Below are 18,060 nucleotides of genomic sequence, written 5' to 3'. Positions count from 1 at the left end.
TGGCATCGCCTTGCATGGGCAGAATGAGCATGTCTGTTCACTTGTTGGTAAGGCTGCCCATGTCAGACCCCCGAACCCTCAAACTCGCGCTGGAGCTGGTTGCCCGTGTTGTTGGCCGCGAAGAGCTGCAAGGTCTACTGTCCGAGCTGGAGGCTCTTGGCCCCGGCAGTGCACAGGCGGCCACGGCAACGGCCACCTTGACCGACGCGCAGGAGTCATTGCAGCAGAGCCTGCCCGAGAGTGGCGAACTGCTGGCCCAATCCACCCCCCAGTGGCAGGGCTGGGGCCAACAGTTGGCTGCGGTGGTCGAGACCCTGTTGCTACTGGACAGTCGCTCCACCCAGGCCGCGCAGACCATGGTGAGCGAGCAGCAGTTGATGGGGCAAGCCACCCGCCAAAGCGCCGATGGGGCTGCAGAACTGGCCAAGGCCTTTGCGGCGTTGGGGCTGGATTTCGAGCGGGCCAATGGCCGTATCGGGGCAGGTTTTCAGAAGACCCTGGGCGCCCTGGATGTGCTGGTGCAGCACACCGGTGCCAGTGCCGCCGCCATCGAGGAGGCGTTGGCCAGCGCCTACAACAGCGCAAAAACCAAGGCCGAGATCGATGCGGTGATCGAACGCCAGAAGCAACTGGCCGCCCAGGGCAAGCTCACTGGGGATGCACTGGCCAGATCCATGTCTGTCGCCGCCGACGCCATGAACAAGGTGAAGGGCGGCAGCGGGGAGGCCAAACAGGCGGTGGCCGCCATCGGTGATGGCTTTGATGAAGCCGCCGCGCGGGCCAAGGGCGCAACGGATGCCATGCGCCAGGGCTTGCGCGGCGTGCAGGATGAGGTCGAGCAGACCGGCAGTGCAGTGGCCTCGGCAGGGGGCGGCGTGCAGGATGAGGTCGAGCAGACCGGCAGTGCAGTGGCCTCGGCAGGGGGCGGCGCGGGCAGTGGCCGGGGAGCGGTTACCCGCACGGCCGATGCCGGTTCCTTCTTCTACAAGACGGTGGATATCAACGGCCTGCGCGGCAACGCCGATGCCTTGGCCAACACCCTCGCCGGGGTGGAGGAGGAGCTGGCCCGCTACAGCCAGAAGGTCAAAGACATTCCGGCCTATAGCGAGTGGAGCAAGTATTACGGCGAGAAGTTCCAGAAGGAGATGGAGGCGATGCGCACCAAGCTCCAGCAGGAGCTGAGTAAAGCCCAGGCCAAGGAGGCGGACAAAGCCGCCCCTGAGCCGAGTCAGTCGATCGCCAATGCCAACCAGCCAAGCCAAGGCCAGCCCCAGCTGATCATCATCGAGCTGCGGGCCCCGAACGGGGACAGGGCGCGAGTACAAGCCGATGAAGCCAATGCCCAGGCCTTTATCAGCCTTCTTACACAGCAGGGATTGCGCCAATGAACGTGACCTTAAACAGCGTGCTGTTACCCGATGATCTGGTCTGGCGCGACGAATTCGACTGGGCGCCGGTCGAGCAGGTGGTGACCCCCACCCTGAGCGGGGCGCTGCTGGTCGAAGAGACGGCCAAGCCGTCAGGCCGTCCCATCACCCTGGTGGGTCATTGCCCCCGCGCCACCGTGCAGATCCTCAAGGTGCTGGAGGCTGTGCCGAGCCAACTGCTGACCTTGACCCTGCTCGACGGCGTGGCGCGCACCGTGTTCTGGCGCCGCCCCGGCGTGGTGGTGACGGCCCTGATCGAGATGGCAGACCCCGAAGCGGGCGAGCCCTATGCCCTGACCCTTAACCTGACCGAGGTAACTGCATGACAACCGGGATTTTATCAGGCGACATTCGGCTGATGGCCAGCCAGCGGCTGACTGACACGCCCGATGGTGGTGGCCGGGTTACCGGTCACGAGATCGTGAGCGGGGAGCATAACAGCGTCTTTCCCGACATTTCCGATCTGGATCGCGCCTATGGCGTGGTCAACCTGCGCAAGCTGTTTCTGGCGGTGCAGACCGACGACACGGCCACCTACTATGGCGCCAATGCCACCGTGCTGTTGCCGCCGGCCGATCCCAACGTCGGCCTGTGCCTGATGAGCAGCAAGGATCATCACGACACTCGCACCGAGGCCCGCGACTTGCTGGAGCGCTATCTGGCGCGGGGGCCCAAGTGGCGCGGCTTCCTCTACGACACCCAGTTGCAGGGCCAGCGGGCGATCCGCTTCTTCCAGCGGGTCGAGGTGCGCCTGCCGGAGATCGGCGAGACCCTGGTGCTGGTCGGCAACGAGGGCCAGGCAGGGGAGTTCGAGCAGTACGTCAGGGTACTGGACGTAGGCCAGCAGTTGGCCAAATTCCAGATCCCAGGGGTGCCGGAGTTCACCCGCAACGTGGTGACCTGTACCCTGGCCGATCCCCTGCGCTACACCTTCGAGGGGGAGCAGCCCACCCCCTATGACGTGGTGACCAACCCCAAGACCGCGCTGCGCGAGACGGTGGTGGCCGATGCGGCCAACTACTTCGCCACCACCAAGCTGGCCGAGGATGCCCACTTTGGCGCACTCCAGGTGAAGGCGAAAACCATCTTCACCCAGCTGGTGCCGGCGGCCCGCTCTGAAACCCCGGCCGTGGATTTGACCGCTGCCGGCGAGCTGGCCAGCCTGGTGGATTCGGGCAAGGGGCAGGTGTCTTTCAGTACCGTGGCCAGCATCGCCCCCAGCCGGGGCCTGTTCCTCGGCAGCAGTGCCAAGCCGGGCAGCCTGACCATCACCATCGGCGCCGCCACCATCACCGACAAGGGCGGCGAGTTGGTGGTGGCGGGGTCGGTCATCGGCGCCATCAACTATGGCCGTGGCCAGCTGGAGTTCAACGCCCAGTGCCCGAACTACGGCGGCGCCAGCAAGACGATCGCGTTCTGGCCGGCGGCCAGGCCGTCGCGCATCGCCGACACGGCCCAGATCGAGATCAAGGCCAACAACCGGGGCTATGCCTACACCATCACCCTGATGCCGACCCCGGCGCCGGGCACCCTGACGGTGTCGTTCATGGCGCAAGGCAAATGGTACGACTTGAAGGACAACGGCCGTGGCGAACTGTTCGGGGCCGACAGATCCTACGGGTCAGGTGTGGTCAATCTGGCCACCGGGTCGGTCATGCTGACCCTGGGGGCGCTGCCGGACGTGGACACGGCCATCCTGTTCAGCTGGGCCACCCCGGTCAACTACACCAACCGCAGCGGCCAGCCCATCAGCATCAGCAAGAGCGCCTGGCAACTGCCCCACACCGGCATCACCCCCAAGAGCCTGATCCTGACCTGGGGGTCGGGCCTGACCGCCAACGACGCGGTGGGGGATGGGCGGATCCGGGGTGCCATCACCGGCACCATCAACTACGCCGAGGGCATCATCGACCTGGAGCACATCACCCTGCCGGCGCTGGGCCAGGAGTACGTGGCCCAGTACCAGTATGGGGAGCCGGTGACCGAGCGCCACATCGAGCCCGGCCGTCTGAGCACCCCCGGCCAGGTGGGGCACCTCTCCATCACCCTGGACGGTGACGGCGGTGGTGCGCTCAACCTCACCCCAGGGTCGGTGCGGGTGAAGTTCAACGCGCTTTACAACATCGTGGCCGCCGATGAGCAAATCCTCTCTATCGAGAAGAAAGACCCGATCATCACGCTGCAGGATGACGGTCAGGGCAACCTGAAAGACGCCAGCGGCAATGTGCTGGGAGCCATCGACTACGGTGCCGGCACCTTGCACTTTATGCCGGATGGCACCGCCCTGCTGCCGGAGCCGACCTATGCCTGGGTGCCGGCGGGCAGCCATCAGGATCCGGTGACGGGCACCTGGTACACCGACATGCGCTGGACCCTGACCGGCTTCCAGTACATCAACACCGCCTACACCTTCCCCGATGGCGAGGGGGGCTGGGTCGATGTGACCTACCGCAACAACAACAGCGCCCTGGCGCAGAATGCCACCCTGACCGCCCAGGCGCTGCGTATCGACGTGACCCCGGGATATGCCGAGGCGATCCTGGAGGGCTCGATGCGCTTCACCCTGGGGGGGAGCACCTACGTGGACCGCCAAGGGCTGCTCTACCGCAACCCGGACCCGGAGACCGGTGCCGGCATTCAGGCGGGCACCATCGACTACAGCAACGGGCTGGCGGTGCTGGCCGACTGGGCAGCCGGGCAGGGCGCCCAGCCGTCGCTACAGTCCCTGGCTACCTCGTTCAGCGTCCAGTCGGTGGATGCGGTGACCTTCCGCACCCCGGGTGCCCCGGTGGCCCCTGGCAGCCTCTACCTCAGTGCCAACACCGCCACCGGGCGGCGCATCGAGGCGACGGCGGACGGCGACGGCTATTTCACCACCACCGACATGGACGGGCGGGTGAACTACCAGACCGGGGTGGTGTGGGTGCGCTTTGGCCGCAAGGTCACGGCCGCCGGTAACGAGGGGCAGCCCTGGTATGACGCCGAACAGGTGGGGGAGGATGGCAAGATCTGGCGCCCGCTCAGCGTGGTGGCCGACACCATCCGCTTTAACTGCGTGGTGTTCAGCTATCTGCCGCTCGATGCCGACATCATCGGGCTGGATCCGGTGCGCCTGCCGTCTGACGGTCGGGTGCCATTCCTGCGCAAGGGCAACATCGTGGTGGTGCACAGCACCCGCAAGGCCGCGTTCCCCATGGGGGTCAGTGCCGGGCAGCAGCTCAACACCGGCCGCGAGCGGCTGGCCCATGCCCATGTGGAGGACAAGGACGGCAAGCAGCTGGCCCAGGCGCTCTACAGCGTCAACCTCGACAGCGGCGTGGTGACGCTGGCCAGCCCCTTGAACCTGACCGGCTACGCCGAACCCCTCTACGTGGTGCACCGCATCGAGGACATGAGCCTGGTCAGCGACGTGGAGATCTCGGGCAGGCTGACCCTGGCCCGGCCGCTGTCTCACGCCTATGACGCCGCCGACACCCTGGTGTCCAGTGCGCTCATCATCGGCGACCTGTGGGCGCGCTATACCGGCCTGTTCGATCAGAAGAGTTGGACCAATGTCTGGTCTGATTACCTCATCGGCGACCAGTCCACGGCGCAGTACAACGACACCGACTACCCGATCCAGGTCACCAACCGCGCCACCCTGCAGGAGCGCTGGGCCATCATCTTCACCTCCAGCACCAGCTTTGTGCTGGTCGGGGAGCATGTGGGCCAGATAGCGGTGGGGGACGTGAACACGGACCTGGCCCCCATCAACCCCAACAACGGCCAGCCCTATTTCCGGCTGGATCACCGGGGCTGGGGGTCGGGCTGGTCAAACGGCAACGTGCTGCGCTTCACCACCCAGGCGGCGGCCTATCCGCTCTGGGTGATCCGCACCATCCTGCAGTCGGTGGCGGCGCAAGAGACCGACAAGTTCGAGCTGCAGCTGCGCGGCAACGTCAACCGATAGCAGTGCAGGAAAGTTACGGCGCCGAGGGCCTGCACCCCGTTGACGCGCCAGCCCCTTAATCGGGTGGGGCAGATTGCCCCACCCAACCCAATCAGGAGAACACCATGGCTTTTCCGGTGAAATGGTACGCAAGTCAGATGCAGGGTGCCCCAAGCCTGGGGGACACCAGCGCCGGGGCCCTGACGGCCCTGCTCAAGGCGGTGCTGGTGACCGGGTTCGGCACCCTCACCATCAATGCTCTGGTGTGGGATGCCACCGAGGGCGCCGCCAAGGCCACCATCGCCGGCGGCCATGCCTACCTGCAGGATTCGGTGGTCGAGGTGAGCGGCGCGAGCCCGGCCGCCTACAACGGCGAGCACCGCATCAAGAAGGTCAGCAGCACCGAGGTCTGGTTCGAGCTGGACGGCGGCAACCCGGGCAGTGCCGCCAGCGGCACCATGAGCATGAAGGTGGCGCCGCTGGGCTGGACCCTGACCTTTGAGAGTGGGGACGGCATGGTGGCCATCTACCGGCCGACCAACGTCAGCGAGTCGGGCAATGTGAGCCTTCGCATCGACAACACGGCGTTTTCTGGCTGGACGGGAGCCAGTAATGCTTATCTTGCCAAGGCACAACTGGTTGAGGATGTGGTGGACATCAACACCTATACCTTGATCGCCGACTTCCGCTGGCCCGCCACCAAACGCTACAGCGACGGTCGCTGGGATCTGGTCGGTGACAGCCAACTTTTCTACTTTCTGCCCGCCTATGCCGCGGCCAACTACCAGTTTGTGTACTGCTTTGGTTATCTCAAGTCGGTGCGGCCTGGGGATCGTTATCATGCCTTCATGATGTATTACCCATCTCTTGTCGCCACTGAGGTGAGTCGCAATTGGTTCGGCGGCGCGGGTTCTATTAACACATCCTATGGCAACGGTTTCCCTAACGTTGACGATTCATCCAATCGCAATCTGGCCAGGCCATACCATCAGCTGTTTGGTACTACGGGGATGTGGTTAAAAGGGGTGTTTGCCCGCTTTGGCATAGGTATGAATGCCCCCAATAGCCCAGACAATGCTTTTTATATGAGCACCGACCCCGTCATGGTAATGGAGTCAGGCGGACATCTGCGCGGTTATCAGCCAGGGTTGATCGTACCCTATGCCACCATCGCTGGCTGGGATCGAAAAAATTTTGGCAACCTGCCCGCCCTGCCCGGCAAGATTGTGCGCTTCATTCGGGTGGGGTATGCGGAAAGCCAAGCCGTGGCGGGGCAGATCACCATGATGGGTTTTGATCTCACCGGTCCCTGGAGGTAAGCATGGCAACCGATCAGGCTCTGCGCGATCTTATCCTTGCCAGCAATCCGGTGGTCTATTACCCGCTGGACAACCCCACCAACCTCGGGCAGGACCTGTCGGCCAATGCCCACCACGGCAGCCAAAGCGGCACATTCAGCCAGCAGATAAAGACGTTGTTTAACATGGATCTGACCATGACCAAGGGGGTCAGTTCGCCGCTGGTCACCGTCCCGGATCGGGTCGAGTTTCGGGGTAGCAAGCTGACCATCGAACTGGTGGTGGCCAACGTCGGCGACGCCAACCTGGTGTGGCTGGAGCGAGGCGGGACTAACCGCAACTGGTCGGTGCAATCCATTTCGTCCAGTCAACCATCGGCAGCAGGGCTGCAACCCTCTATCTCGGCCTTTTTGGGGCTGCCGACCCAGCCCGCCATCTTTCAGGGCGGGGCCAACAACCTGCCGGGGATCGCCCATATCGTGCTGATGTTGGATGGCCCCAAACTGACCACCGTCATCAACGGTTCGGCGAGTCAGGTCAGCCTTAACACCGGCAGCAGTGCGCAATTAGATACCACCGCCATTCCGGTGCACCTGTTTTCCCGAGCAGGGGCAGTCGGGGCAGATGGCTACATGGCCCATGTGGCTATCTATAACCGGCTACTGACCCCCGACGAGATCCTGGCCAGGAATACGCTGCTGCTTGGCTCCATGGGATTCAAAACGTCGCGTCTGACCGCCCTCCCGGCCAACCAGGAGCCCCGCGCCCAGTTCCAGCCGCAGGATGTGGCCTGGCGCGGCAGTCCTGGCCATGTCTATGCCGGCCCCATGCCGGCGGTCGCAGTGACGGCTGACCCGCTTTGTCAGGGGCAAGATCTGACCTGGGTCAGGGACGGGAACCAGAACGTGCTGCAGGGCTACATCGAGAGCACGGTCACCATCGACGGGGAGGGGGTCCGGCGCCGAGTGCTCTGCCTCGACCAGGCGGGCAACCTCATCGGGGAGACCTACAGCCGTGCCAGCGATGGCAAATACCGGTTCGACCTGCTCTGGCTCAACCGCCGTTACATGCTGGTCGCCCAGGACGATCCCGCGTTCGGCCCCGCCGATTACAACGCCGTGGCCGCCGACTACCAGCTCCCCACCCCCTACGCCCCCGGTGAGGGGGTCGGCCTGGTCTGACCGGGCTGCATGACCTGCGGAGGTTGATATGCTCGTTTTCTCTGATGCCCTGCGCACCAGCCGCGCCCTGCTGTTGGCGGCCGCCATCGACGAGGGCAGCGCGGGCGCCGCGACCCTCAAGATCTACACCGGCCCCAGACCCGCCCCCGGGGCGGCCATCACCAGCCAGGTGCTATTGGTGGCGCTGCAGTTCCCCCACCCCTGCGCCCAGAGCGTGACGGGCGGGGTGCTGACCCTCAAGCCCCTGGCCGAGCAGATGGCGACCGCCAGCGGGATCCATGCCTGGGGGCGCATCGCCAACCGGGCCGGCGACTTTGTGGCGGATCTTGAGGTAGGGCCGCCCGGCCTAGGTGCCGACATCGAGATCCCCGCCACCGAGCTGTTTACCGGCGCCATGGTGCGCATCAACAGCGCCACTATCACAGAACCATAAGCACCGAACCCTAACCGCTCCCCCTGAGCCCCGAGGTCAGCATGGCCAGAACAGACGCCCGGCTTGAACTGCGCAAGGCCCGCAAGGCCAGCGCCGCCCTGGAGCTGAACCCGCTCTTGGTGGTGCGCTACGTGGCCGTATTGCAGGGCACCAGCCTGCCGCCCAGCCTGACCTGCTCGCCGGGGCTGGTGCTGCCCGCGCTGCTACAGGGGCAGAGCACCGCGCCGGTGTTGGCCACCTCGACCGGGTTGATTCATCCCGGCCACCTGACCGCAGAGCTGGCGGCGCCGGTGCCCGCCATCAGTGCCAGCGTGGTCATCGAGGCCACCCTGGCCAGCACCACCCGGGCGGCGCTGCACGACATCGAGGCGGACTATGACATCAATGTGTTCAGGGGACCGAGCCACACCAGCGCAGGGGATTGGGACAGGGCCGCCATGGTGACCACGGCGGTGGCCAGCGACTGGCAACGGCCAGCACTGACCCCCGCGACCTGTCCAGGTGACTGGCAGGAGGCTGGGCCACTGATGGCGGTGGTGGTGGATCTCAGTGAACAGCTGCCGTGCCACCATGAACCGGTGCGCGGGCTGTTTGACGAGGCCCTGCCGCTGGGTGCGAGCCATGGGCAATGGTTCGACAGCCTGCCACCTGGTCATGCTGTCACCCGCTCGCTCTGGGTCGAGGGGGCCCCGGTCAGCCGCTGGCAGGTGAACGGCTATCGCAACCCGCCGCGCCAGGACAAGGTGTGGCAGCCCGGCAGCTGGCAGCAGGGGGCCCCGCAAGGATTCACCCTGAGCGGCCAGCAGTGGCAGCTTGGCCTGCCCCTGCACAAGGGCTGGCTGGAGCGGTGGGAGGAGGCGATGCAGCCCCCCTGGGGAACCTCGCCACCTCCCAAGCCACCCATTACCCCGGTGCGGCCAGACAAGCGCACCAAGGTGCTGGCGTTTGGCCGCCCCCGGGGGGATGCCTCCCTGGAGTTTGTCTGGTTCGGGCAGGCCCACATCGTTATACCAACCCGGAGGGTTTACCTGGTGAGCAACGCAGCAAGCATTGTGCGGGTCAGGGACGGGATCGACATCCCCGCCACCTCGCTGAGCATCGAGCTCGATACCGACTCCTGGGCCTGGCAGTTCACGGCCCAGATCCCGCTCATCGCGGCAGCCGAAATGACGGACGAGGAGGAGGTGAGTATCCATGTCAATGGCCAGCAGTGGGACTGCGTGTGCGATGGCTGGCAGTCGAGCCAGAGCTTCGCCCGCGAGTCAGCGACCCTCACCGGGCGCTCTCGCACAGCCTACCTGTCGCCGACCCATGTATTGGCTCAATCGGTGAGCGAGAGCGCGGCGGCCACCATGGCCCAGTTGGCGCAGGCCCTGCTGCCGTTCGGCTGGACCCTGGACTGGCAAGCACCGGATTGGCTGGTACCTGGCGATTTCTTCAGCCTGGACAGTCAGACCCCCATCGAGGCGATCAAGTACCTGGCCGAGGCGGCCGGCGGGTTCGTGCTGCCGCACCAGCGCGATCGGCACCTGGTCATCAAGCCTCGCTATCCGACCGTGCCCTGGCAGCTCGACGGGGCGCTGGCCGACGTGGCCATCCCCCGCGCCATCATCACGACGCTGGGCAGCGACTTCCAGCCGGGGCAGGCGGCGAACGGCATCTATGTCAGCGGTGGTCATCAGGGCATCAGTGCCCGGGTGCTGCGCCAAGGCACGGCAGGGGAGCGACAGGCACCGGCCATCACCCACCCGTTGGTGTGCGATGTGGTGGCAGCACGCGCCCAGGGGGTGGTGGGGCTGGCCAAGACCATGCCGAGGCGCACCCAGACCATACAGCTGCCGTTGTCTGCCGATACGGGTCTCATCCTGCCCGGGGCATTGCTCGCGGTGGATGGCTGGAAGGGCTTTAACAGAGGCGTCAGGGTCGCGGTTGAATTGCAGGGCCGGGCCATGACGGTACGCCAGCAACTGAGTGTGGAGCGATTTGTATGAATCTGTTCAAGCAGTTCCAGGAGCTGATACCCGGTGCCGACCCGCTGCTGGTCGGTACCGTCACCGCATCGACGGGAACCAGTACCACACTGGAGACCCCGGGCGGGGGCGTGGTGATCGTGCGAGGGGGAGGGGTGGCCATCGGCCAGAAGGCGTTCTATCAGAGTGGTGCTATCATTGGGCCCGCCCCTGATTTACCAACCTATGAAATCGAGGTTTAAGTACCTGTTAAGCGCCTTTCAATCTTGGCGATTCCTGATTCACCGAGTTTGATAAATGCGGCCGAGCTCTGTTTATCGTTTTACCCAGAAATGTTTTTCATTTTTCGCGGCGGGCTACAGCTGCTGGTGGCCAATCTGCAGATCCCGCTGCCGGACTATCTGGTGACCAGCGCCTCCCTGCTTGGCCAGATAGCTGTGCCCCTGATGCTCTTTGCCCTCGGCATCCGGCTGATGGAAGGGGAGCTGGACCACCTGGGGCTGGCGCTCAAGTGCAACCTGCTCTATCTGCTGGCGGGGGGCATCTCCCTTGGGATCGCCATCTGGCTGCTGCCCCTGGATCCTGCCTGGATCCCGCTCCTGATGCTCTCGGTGGCGCTGCCCCCGGCGGTGTGCTCAATTACATGCTCTGTGAGCAGTACCAGTGCCAGCCCGACAAGGTGGCCAGCATAGTGCTCGGCGGCAATGCGCTTTCGGTGCTGGTGATCCCCCTCGCTGTCTGGCTGGCTCTGCATCTGGGAAGTTAGAGTTTTGGAGGGCTCAATCTGGATCGGGGCAAATTGAACGGCGAAGAGTTCCGCCGCTTTTATTCTGCCAGTGAATTACTATTTCTTATTATTGGTAGTATACATAGCTATTTCACCTAAGAATAAATATGTGTGAATAACAGTTAGCTTGGCTTCATCTAATGTGACATCAACATGTACACCCTTACACGTTTTTTCGTATAAATTATCTAGTCGGCCCGCTACGTGTTCCAATTCAGATTCTAAAAGTGAATAGCTACCTTCGCTATCGTTTAAGCCAGCAAGGTATGCAAGTATACGATTTTTATATTGTTCAGTACCAACTTTGCGCGGGCGTCCTTTTCTGTCGTTCCAATCTTCATCTCTTGCTGGAAAGACTGAGTCTGCAACATCCATAAAAACACGTCTACAAGTAGTTAATGCTGAGGAAAGAGATTCAGCATCTCCATCTCTCATTCTTTCATTTATTGCTACTACTTTTTCAGCTGCTTTAGGGCAATGAGAACGAATGAATGAGTCAACCAATGTTCTTGCTCCTTCAAATATGCCTTCAGCGGCATCACCTAGTTCTACTGATAAATACGTGTCAGTGGCAAAATTATGTATTGCTGCCTTCATTGATGAGTATAAAGATTTACTGGCGGCATAATTTTTCTTTTGTTGAGCTTGAATCGTCAGCTGGGTTGCCATTAAAGCTTCAGTTGCACCCTTTTCAAGGTAGTCCTTAACTGTAGTAGTTGGAGCGCTGACAGAGCGAAGAGAGTTTAATAGGGCTTCATCGGTCTCCGCGTTTGCTTCTAAAGTGGGAAGACTTGACATAATATATGTGGAATCCTTCAAATTAAGCCTTCCTCCTGAAATAGCATATTTTTTACAACTACCAAGTATTGAAAATGAGAATTTATCAGGATACCCCATGGTTTCAAGATCAAGCCATAACTGAGCATCTGTATCTCTCATCAATCTAGCAAGTCGCTTTGCCCGCATAAGAATTGCATCAATATTCGAAGTGGAATTTTCCAAATCATCTAGCAATGCTTCACTAACCTTTCTAGCTTCTTCTATTCGTTTGTTCATCAATAAGCCTCTTCTCATAGTTATGATAATGTTTTTAGAAAGCTTAAAAATATCAATTAATGAATGGGATACGAGTGGTTTGGCATCCGGGGAGTAAACTTTTAATATAAGAAAATTAAGTTGTAGCCGTATTTACACTTTGAGTGGCACCAAAAAGTGCAGCCTCAAGAGTGTCTTTATTTGGAACTTCACCTTGTTCAATGATCTCTAAGAGCACACGCCGCAGTAAATTAAAAGTAGCCAATAAATCATCAGAATTATGTTTTGGTTTACCGTGCGCTGCAGCAGAACGCTTGTCATATAGTTTTGCAATATCCTTTTGTAAAGTATGCCGTAAGGAACCAGGTGGTTCTAGAAACGCTGCGATTAAGGCTGATACACGAAATTTTAGTTCCGCTGTGGATGGAGAAAAAAGTGCTTCAAGTGAACTCCAAAGGGAAACAAGGGCTAATGCGGGCTGCCGGATGAATTGTCCACTGTCAATGGCCTCTACGGCTAATGAGAATTCCGCACTATTAAGTATCAGTTTATGAGTAACTTGCCATCGTTCGGAGAGCCACCGGATATCCTCTGGATTAGCGGTACTTTTATCAACAATAAGAGGAAAGTGGCGTTGTTGAACTTCAAATGGTAGCAAGTGGGCGTCATCATCTTTGACCGCTGAGAGTGCAGAAAATGCGTGATTAGAGAAGACAGGTAGCGTCGTTGCAGGATTAACACCGAGTCGCAAGAGGAAGAGAACTGTTTGTGCCACCTTGAACGTTGAACCGAACTCAGTTTCGATCGTTTTTGGTATATACAATTCAGCACTGATATCGAAGCTGATTCCTCCATGTGCAGCTTTCCAAGGGGCGGGATGGTGGGAGCCTTTCGGTGCGGGTTTAAACGCCATCAAGAACGGAGCCATCAGGTGGGCATATGTCTTTGATAATGTAAGTCCGCAGCCAAGATCAAATGATGGTTCCTGTAGATCAAGGCCCGATAGTCCTGCATGTAGGTTTCCGCTAAGAAGTGCGAGCATTGTTTTGAAGTGCTGTAGGTGTGATTGGCGAAGCATAATCGAATGTTCACACTCTTCCTGTGATACATCACAAGAATTCGCCATAACCCCTTGTTTTACCTTCCTCTACCATGATTCATTTCTGAGAGTTTATTTCATCCTTTTTCTTCTTAACACTCGCCCCAGATCTTTACGGCCAAAATCACCGACCGGGGAGAACTGGCAACATTGGTGAGGTAGGTGTTGGGTTCTTATCCGGCAGGTAACACTGACACCAAACATATCGCTCTGTCTCTGTGGTATGGGATCAGTCGGAAATAATGAGGGAGTAGGAGACAAAAACCGGGCGGCCTTGGCCGCCCGGTTTATTGATTGGTCGCAGGCTGAACCTGACCATCCTTGCGCAGTTGGGTATATAGGCCAAACCCGGCCAGCAGGCCGGTGAGGGCCAGCAGCAGCCAGATGGCGGTGGCAGGGCGGCTGCCTGCATCCCCCAGCATAAAACCGATGAAGAGGTTGCCAAAAAGCGCCATGCAGCCCCCGGCGCTGGCATAGAAGCCGTAGTAGCTGGCGAGCTGCTCTGGGGGGGCGTAGCGGGGCAACTGGGCGGCAAAGAGCGGGAAGCAGAGGATGGAGCCCAAGGAGAGCAGGGCCACCTGGGCCAATACCCCCGCAGTCGGCCAGGGGGAGAGCAGGGGCAGGGCCAGATAGCTCAGTCCCATCATCCCGATACCCAACCCCATGGCGAGCGGCACCCCAAGGCGCTGCTCCACCAGGCGGGATGCCGGCAGCTGGAGCAGGACGCCGATCACCGCCGAGAGGGTGAAGACGCCGCCGAGCAGCTGGGTGGCGTCCGGCAGGCTCTGGATATGGGCAGGCAGGGCCAGATAGAGCTGGTGGAACAGGATCTGGTAGCTGCCCGCCAGCAGGGTGAACCGCATAAAGGGGCGCTGACGCAAAATGGTGCCCCACTGGCGCAGTATGGCGCCGCGCGGGCTCTGGTTGGCCACCGGGCGTTTGGGCAGCACCCGATACTGCAGCACCCCGAGCAGGGCGAACAGGCTAGCCGCCAGAATACCCGTCAGGGCATAGCTCTGCTGGGTCAACGTCAGGCCGACCAGGGGGCCGAGCAGCATGCCCGCCTGGCTGGCGAGATTGTGCAGGGCGAAGGCGCGCTGGCGCTGGCTCGGGGTGCCGCATTCGCTCGCCAGATAGGCCTGGGCGCAGGGGGTGAAGAGGGCCCCGGCAAAGCCGGTGAGGGCCGCCGCCAGCAGCAGTATGGGCAGGGACTCGGCCCAGCCCAGCAGCAGGAAGCCGACCGATCGCACCAGGCAACCCCAGACGATGGCGGGGTGATAGCCGATGCGATCCCCAAGGGTCCCCCCCAAGAGGAAAAGCCCCTGCTGGCTGAAGACCCGCATCCCCATCACCAGGCCGCAGGCCCAGCCGGCGAGGCCAAGGCCGCTGCCCATGTGCTGGGCGAGGAAGGGCAGCATCATGTAGAAGCCGAGGTTGAACGCCAGGCCATTGATGATGAGCAGGCGGGCGGCCGGGCTCATGCCCTGCCAGTCCCGCCAGTAGGAGGCGCCGTTCATCTTGCGCGCACCCGGGGGCCTGTTGCGGGCCAGGCCGAAGGCGCTGTCATGGGAAGTCTCGTCATGATTGTCTTCGCAGGGTACGAAGGAAGGGGATGCCGCTCTGATCGTGGCTTATCTGCACCGGCACCTGATAGAGGCGCTCGATGAGATCGGCGTCGAGCACCTGGGCGGGGGGGCCGAAGGCTTGCAGATCGCCCCCCGCCAGCACGATCAGCTGATCGGCAAACTGGGCCGCCAGGTTGAGATCGTGCAGCACCACCAGGGTGATCCACTGCTGCTCCCGGGTCTGCTGGCAGAGGTGTTCCATCAGTTGCATCTGGTGGTGAAGGTCCAGGGCGCTGACCGGCTCGTCCAGCATCATGATGCGGGGGTCGCGCAGCAGCACCTGGGCGAACAGCACCATCTGCCGCTGGCCGCCGCTTAAGGAGTAAAGGGGGCGATCCGCCAGATGGGCGATGCCAAGGGCCTGCAGGGCGCGACCGGCGGCCAGTATGTCCTCGTCCGCGAGGCGCATGGAGAGGCTGTCGAGACGCCCCAGCACCACCACTTCGATGACGCTCAAATCCAGCTCCAGCTGGATGTTCTGGGGCATGTAGCCAAATTGCTGGCGCCATTTGGCTTGGGTCATCTGGCGGGCGCTCTGGCCCCCCAGGCGGATGTCTCCGGCGGCCGGGGTCAGTTCACCGAACAGGGCGCGCAGAAGCGAGGTCTTGCCGGTCCCGTTCGGGCCGATGATCACATGGACCTGACCCGGATGCAGGGTGAGGTCGAGCTCCCGCAGCAGGGTCTGCTGGCCGAGGGAGAGGGAGAGTCGGGATATCTCAAGCACGTTTACGCCCCCTGCCGAGGATCAACCAGATGAAGAAGGGCACGCCAATGAGCGCAGTGACTATGCCGATGGGGAAGAGGGCCCCCGGAATGATGGACTTGGAGAGCACCGAAGCGGCCGACAGCATACAGGCGCCGCACAGGGCGGAGAGGGGGATCAGGAAGCGCTGATCTTCCCCCACCAGCATGCGGGCTATGTGGGGGGCCACCAGGCCGACGAAGCCGATGATGCCGACGAAGCTGGTGGCGGTGGCGGTGAGCAGGGCGACCAGGATCAGGGTCTTCATGCGCAGCCTGTCCACGTTGACCCCCAGGCTGCGGGCCCTGGCTTCCCCCAGACGCAGGCTGGTAAGGGCCCAAGCGTCCCGGTAGATGAGCAGGGTGCAGATCAGGGTGACGGCAGCGGTGATGATCAGGGCATCCCAGGTGGTGCGCATCAGGCTGCCAAACAGCCAGAACATGATCTGCTGGTTGAGCTCGGGGGAGGAGAGGAACTGCAGCAGGGAGAGCAGGGACTGGAACAGAAACAGCAGGGCTATGCCCGCCAGGATCAGGGTCTGGCTGCTGATGTTGCGCATCATGGCCAGACCAAACAAGAGGCTGGCGGCAAACATGCACAAAATGAAGGCGCCGGCCGGAATGGCAATCAGGGGCGGCAGCCCGAGACCGCCGGTATAGAGCGCCAGTGCGGCGCCAAGCCCGGCCGCGGCCGCGAGCCCTAGCGTGTAGGGGCTGGCCAGGGGGTTGTCCAGCAGGGTCTGCATCTGCACGCCGCCAAGGCCGAGGGAGGCGCCGACCACCAGGGCCATCAGGGCGATGGGCAGGCGCATGTCAAAGACGATGGTGCGGGTCATGGAGTCCGCCTGGGCGGGGGAGAGCAGGGCATCGATCACTTCCCCAAGGGGCAGCAGGGAGGGGCCGGTAGCGATGTCTAGCACCAGGGTAATGCACAGCACCAGGGTGAGCAGCGCCAGCCAGTGCCAGCGGCGGCGCTCCCGTTGTCGCTGGCGGGTGAGGGTCTGCTGCAGGGCAGCCAAATCATTCATGATAACCATCCTGAAACGGGCGCTCTCAAGGGGCGCCCGCAAGGGTTGAAGAGGGATGACGAAGAGGGACTTTCCCGACTCGGGTCGGAAAAGTCCGGCCCGTCAGGTTCAACCTGCCATTACTTGATACCCAGCATAAAGGTGCCCTGGGGACGAATGGGCAGATAGCTGCGGTAGAAGCCCTGATAGGTGGCCAGGGGGTCTAGATCCTCGAACAAGTCGGGGTAGAGCGCCTTGGCCATGAACTCGATGAGGGCGGCATCCATGATGCTGCGGGTGGCGCCGTGATAGACGGCGTAGAGGCGACCCTGCTGCACGGCGGGCAACTCGCTCCAGCCCGGACGGGCGGCAAAGCCCTGCAGACGCTGGCGCACCGTCTCGGCCGAGACGTCCTGACCGACCTGCATCGCCTCTGCGCTGCTGACGCTCTCGTAGCCCGCCATCAGGATCACCTCGGGTTTGCTCGCCAGCAGCTGCTCAGGGTGTATGGGGCCCCAGCGTTCGACGAAGGGGGCCGCGACGTTGTCACCGCCGGCCAGCAGGGCCATGGCGCCCCACATGTCCTTGCCATAGGTGTAGCTGTACTCGGCCGGGCCCTTGTCCCCCAGCTCGATGTAGACCCGGGGCGGTTGGCGCTTCGCCTGGGCAACCCGGGAAGTGATGGTGTCAATCTTGGCCTTGTATTCGTCGGCCATCTTCTGGGCACGGGCCTCCTGGCCGGTCACCTTGCCAAGCAGCAGGGTACTCGCCATGTGGCGGGCTAGGGTCTGGGCGTTGTAGTCCACCACCACCACCGGGATGCCTGCCTGCTCGAGGCGCGGCAGATCCGGGGCCAGGGCCTCGTATTGCCATTGGGCCAGGATCACCAGATCGGGTTTGACCGCCAGGGTCTTCTCGATGGAGAAGCTCTGATCCTGCACGTTGCCAAGGTCGGGCACCTTGGCCAGTTGCGGCAGGCTGGCCACATAGAGGGACCAGATGGCGGGGCGGGACTTGACGAACCAGCCGCGGGACATGCCCACCAGGCGATCGGCGCCCCCTTCACCGGCCACGGCCAGGTAATCCTCGGGATAGAAACCGAGCACTATGCGGCTCGCGGGCAGGCTCAGGGAGACCTTGCGGCCCATCACATCTTCCACTTCAACGGGGGCGGCGGCCTGTGCCATCCAGCTCATCAGGGCGAGCTGACCAAGCAGCAGCAACTTTGCCAGGGGGTGACGAAACATCTTGTGAAACCTCGGGGGATACGGCCTAAAAAAAGAAGTGAGAACTATTGCTATTCGTGAGCCGAAAAGCAATGGCCGTCTGCATGCTCCCCCCTCTTTTTTAGGGCCTGACCGTCTAGCCCCAGTCAGTCAGGATAAAATCCTGTTTCATTTGGCATCGTTTTTCACTGTGGCCATGGGATTTTCCTGCCGACGAGGGGGAATATTGGCTCGCCGACCTTGCGGCGATTTATCCCGGCGCTTCTCCCTGGTTGCCGTTATTCCCCCAGCCTTGTACCGACC

At 61.9% G+C, this 18,060-nt stretch carries 14 protein-coding genes and 1 pseudogene; 9 read left to right on the top strand and 6 right to left on the bottom strand.

What is annotated here, in order from left to right; translation table 11 throughout:
- The first annotated feature begins 59 nt into the window (after positions 1 to 59).
- The 9 genes and pseudogenes from Aeroheme_RS10775 to Aeroheme_RS10735 all read left to right on the top strand — a co-directional run.
- Positions 60 to 1,388 carry a hypothetical protein gene (locus tag Aeroheme_RS10775; RefSeq protein WP_411165819.1) on the top strand — a complete coding sequence of 443 codons (1,329 nt, stop codon included), beginning with the start codon at positions 60 to 62 and terminating at the stop codon, positions 1,386 to 1,388.
- Positions 1,385 to 1,753 carry a hypothetical protein gene (locus tag Aeroheme_RS10770; RefSeq protein WP_411165818.1) on the top strand — a complete coding sequence of 123 codons (369 nt, stop codon included), beginning with the start codon at positions 1,385 to 1,387 and terminating at the stop codon, positions 1,751 to 1,753. The genes Aeroheme_RS10775 and Aeroheme_RS10770 overlap by 4 nt, the downstream gene beginning before the upstream one ends.
- On the top strand, positions 1,750 to 5,376 hold the full coding sequence (locus Aeroheme_RS10765) for a curculin (mannose-binding) lectin protein (protein ID WP_411165817.1): 3,627 nt from the start codon (positions 1,750 to 1,752) through the stop codon (positions 5,374 to 5,376). The genes Aeroheme_RS10770 and Aeroheme_RS10765 overlap by 4 nt, the downstream gene beginning before the upstream one ends.
- 104 nt (positions 5,377 to 5,480) lie before the next feature.
- The gene (locus Aeroheme_RS10760) at positions 5,481 to 6,674 is read left to right on the top strand and encodes a hypothetical protein (protein ID WP_411165816.1); all 1,194 of its coding nucleotides are present in this window, start codon (positions 5,481 to 5,483) and stop codon (positions 6,672 to 6,674) included.
- Positions 6,675 to 6,676: 2 nt separating this feature from the next.
- The gene (locus tag Aeroheme_RS10755) at positions 6,677 to 7,834 is read left to right on the top strand and encodes a hypothetical protein (RefSeq protein WP_411165815.1); all 1,158 of its coding nucleotides are present in this window, start codon (positions 6,677 to 6,679) and stop codon (positions 7,832 to 7,834) included.
- Between the two features lie 28 nt (positions 7,835 to 7,862).
- The gene (locus tag Aeroheme_RS10750; RefSeq protein WP_411165814.1) at positions 7,863 to 8,267 is read left to right on the top strand and encodes a hypothetical protein; all 405 of its coding nucleotides are present in this window, start codon (positions 7,863 to 7,865) and stop codon (positions 8,265 to 8,267) included.
- A gap of 41 nt (positions 8,268 to 8,308) precedes the next feature.
- Entirely contained in the window at positions 8,309 to 10,258 is a 1,950-nt protein-coding gene (locus Aeroheme_RS10745; RefSeq protein ID WP_411165813.1) for a hypothetical protein, read from the top strand.
- Positions 10,255 to 10,479: a hypothetical protein gene (locus tag Aeroheme_RS10740; protein WP_411165812.1), complete on the top strand. Its 225-nt coding sequence runs from the start codon at positions 10,255 to 10,257 to the stop codon at positions 10,477 to 10,479. Before Aeroheme_RS10745 ends, Aeroheme_RS10740 begins: the two co-directional genes overlap by 4 nt.
- Before the next feature lie 120 nt (positions 10,480 to 10,599).
- Positions 10,600 to 11,003: pseudogene (locus Aeroheme_RS10735) on the top strand (AEC family transporter); the annotation flags it as partial.
- 78 nt (positions 11,004 to 11,081) lie between these two features.
- Here Aeroheme_RS10735 and Aeroheme_RS10730 read toward each other — a convergent pair.
- The 6 genes from Aeroheme_RS10730 to Aeroheme_RS10705 all read right to left on the bottom strand — a co-directional run bounded on the left by Aeroheme_RS10730 (position 11,082) and on the right by Aeroheme_RS10705 (position 17,778).
- Positions 11,082 to 12,080 carry a hypothetical protein gene (locus Aeroheme_RS10730; RefSeq protein ID WP_411165811.1) on the bottom strand — a complete coding sequence of 333 codons (999 nt, stop codon included), beginning with the start codon at positions 12,078 to 12,080 and terminating at the stop codon, positions 11,082 to 11,084.
- Between the two features lie 115 nt (positions 12,081 to 12,195).
- The gene (locus Aeroheme_RS10725; protein ID WP_411165810.1) at positions 12,196 to 13,101 is read right to left on the bottom strand and encodes a hypothetical protein; all 906 of its coding nucleotides are present in this window, start codon (positions 13,099 to 13,101) and stop codon (positions 12,196 to 12,198) included.
- Between the two features lie 344 nt (positions 13,102 to 13,445).
- Entirely contained in the window at positions 13,446 to 14,675 is a 1,230-nt protein-coding gene (locus Aeroheme_RS10720; RefSeq protein ID WP_411165809.1) for an MFS transporter, read from the bottom strand.
- 61 nt (positions 14,676 to 14,736) lie between these two features.
- Complete coding sequence (locus Aeroheme_RS10715) at positions 14,737 to 15,507, bottom strand: ABC transporter ATP-binding protein (RefSeq protein WP_408819307.1); 771 nt, start codon at positions 15,505 to 15,507, stop codon at positions 14,737 to 14,739.
- Positions 15,500 to 16,552, bottom strand: a complete 1,053-nt coding sequence (locus tag Aeroheme_RS10710) for a FecCD family ABC transporter permease (RefSeq protein ID WP_139746157.1) — start codon at positions 16,550 to 16,552, stop codon at positions 15,500 to 15,502. Before Aeroheme_RS10710 ends, Aeroheme_RS10715 begins: the two co-directional genes overlap by 8 nt.
- A 119-nt stretch (positions 16,553 to 16,671) precedes the next feature.
- Positions 16,672 to 17,778, bottom strand: coding sequence for an ABC transporter substrate-binding protein (locus tag Aeroheme_RS10705; RefSeq protein ID WP_111912742.1), 1,107 nt, complete (start codon positions 17,776 to 17,778; stop codon positions 16,672 to 16,674).
- Positions 17,779 to 18,060 lie beyond the last annotated feature (282 nt).

Origin of the sequence: Aeromonas sp. DSM 116730, assembly GCF_046581335.1 — a bacterium.
Lineage (GTDB): Bacteria > Pseudomonadota > Gammaproteobacteria > Enterobacterales > Aeromonadaceae > Aeromonas > Aeromonas rivipollensis.
Note: the sequence above shows the minus strand (reverse complement) of the source record. Positions and strands in the feature narration are given on the sequence as shown.

Bases quoted from the DNA above. Each gene is read 5' to 3' on its own strand.
- Aeroheme_RS10770 (WP_411165818.1), top strand. From the start codon at position 1,385: ATGAACGTGACCTTAAACAGCGTGCTGTTACCCGATGATCTGGTCTGG.
- Aeroheme_RS10755 (WP_411165815.1), top strand. From the start codon at position 6,677: ATGGCAACCGATCAGGCTCTGCGCGATCTTATCCTTGCCAGCAATCCG.
- Aeroheme_RS10775 (WP_411165819.1), top strand. From the start codon at position 60: ATGTCAGACCCCCGAACCCTCAAACTCGCGCTGGAGCTGGTTGCCCGT.
- Aeroheme_RS10745 (WP_411165813.1), top strand. From the start codon at position 8,309: ATGGCCAGAACAGACGCCCGGCTTGAACTGCGCAAGGCCCGCAAGGCC.
- Aeroheme_RS10720 (WP_411165809.1), bottom strand. From the start codon at position 14,675: ATGAACGGCGCCTCCTACTGGCGGGACTGGCAGGGCATGAGCCCGGCC.
- Aeroheme_RS10740 (WP_411165812.1), top strand. From the start codon at position 10,255: ATGAATCTGTTCAAGCAGTTCCAGGAGCTGATACCCGGTGCCGACCCG.
- Aeroheme_RS10710 (WP_139746157.1), bottom strand. From the start codon at position 16,552: ATGAATGATTTGGCTGCCCTGCAGCAGACCCTCACCCGCCAGCGACAA.
- Aeroheme_RS10765 (WP_411165817.1), top strand. From the start codon at position 1,750: ATGACAACCGGGATTTTATCAGGCGACATTCGGCTGATGGCCAGCCAG.
- Aeroheme_RS10760 (WP_411165816.1), top strand. From the start codon at position 5,481: ATGGCTTTTCCGGTGAAATGGTACGCAAGTCAGATGCAGGGTGCCCCA.
- Aeroheme_RS10725 (WP_411165810.1), bottom strand. From the start codon at position 13,101: ATGCTCGCACTTCTTAGCGGAAACCTACATGCAGGACTATCGGGCCTT.
- Aeroheme_RS10705 (WP_111912742.1), bottom strand. From the start codon at position 17,778: ATGTTTCGTCACCCCCTGGCAAAGTTGCTGCTGCTTGGTCAGCTCGCC.
- Aeroheme_RS10730 (WP_411165811.1), bottom strand. From the start codon at position 12,080: ATGAACAAACGAATAGAAGAAGCTAGAAAGGTTAGTGAAGCATTGCTA.
- Aeroheme_RS10750 (WP_411165814.1), top strand. From the start codon at position 7,863: ATGCTCGTTTTCTCTGATGCCCTGCGCACCAGCCGCGCCCTGCTGTTG.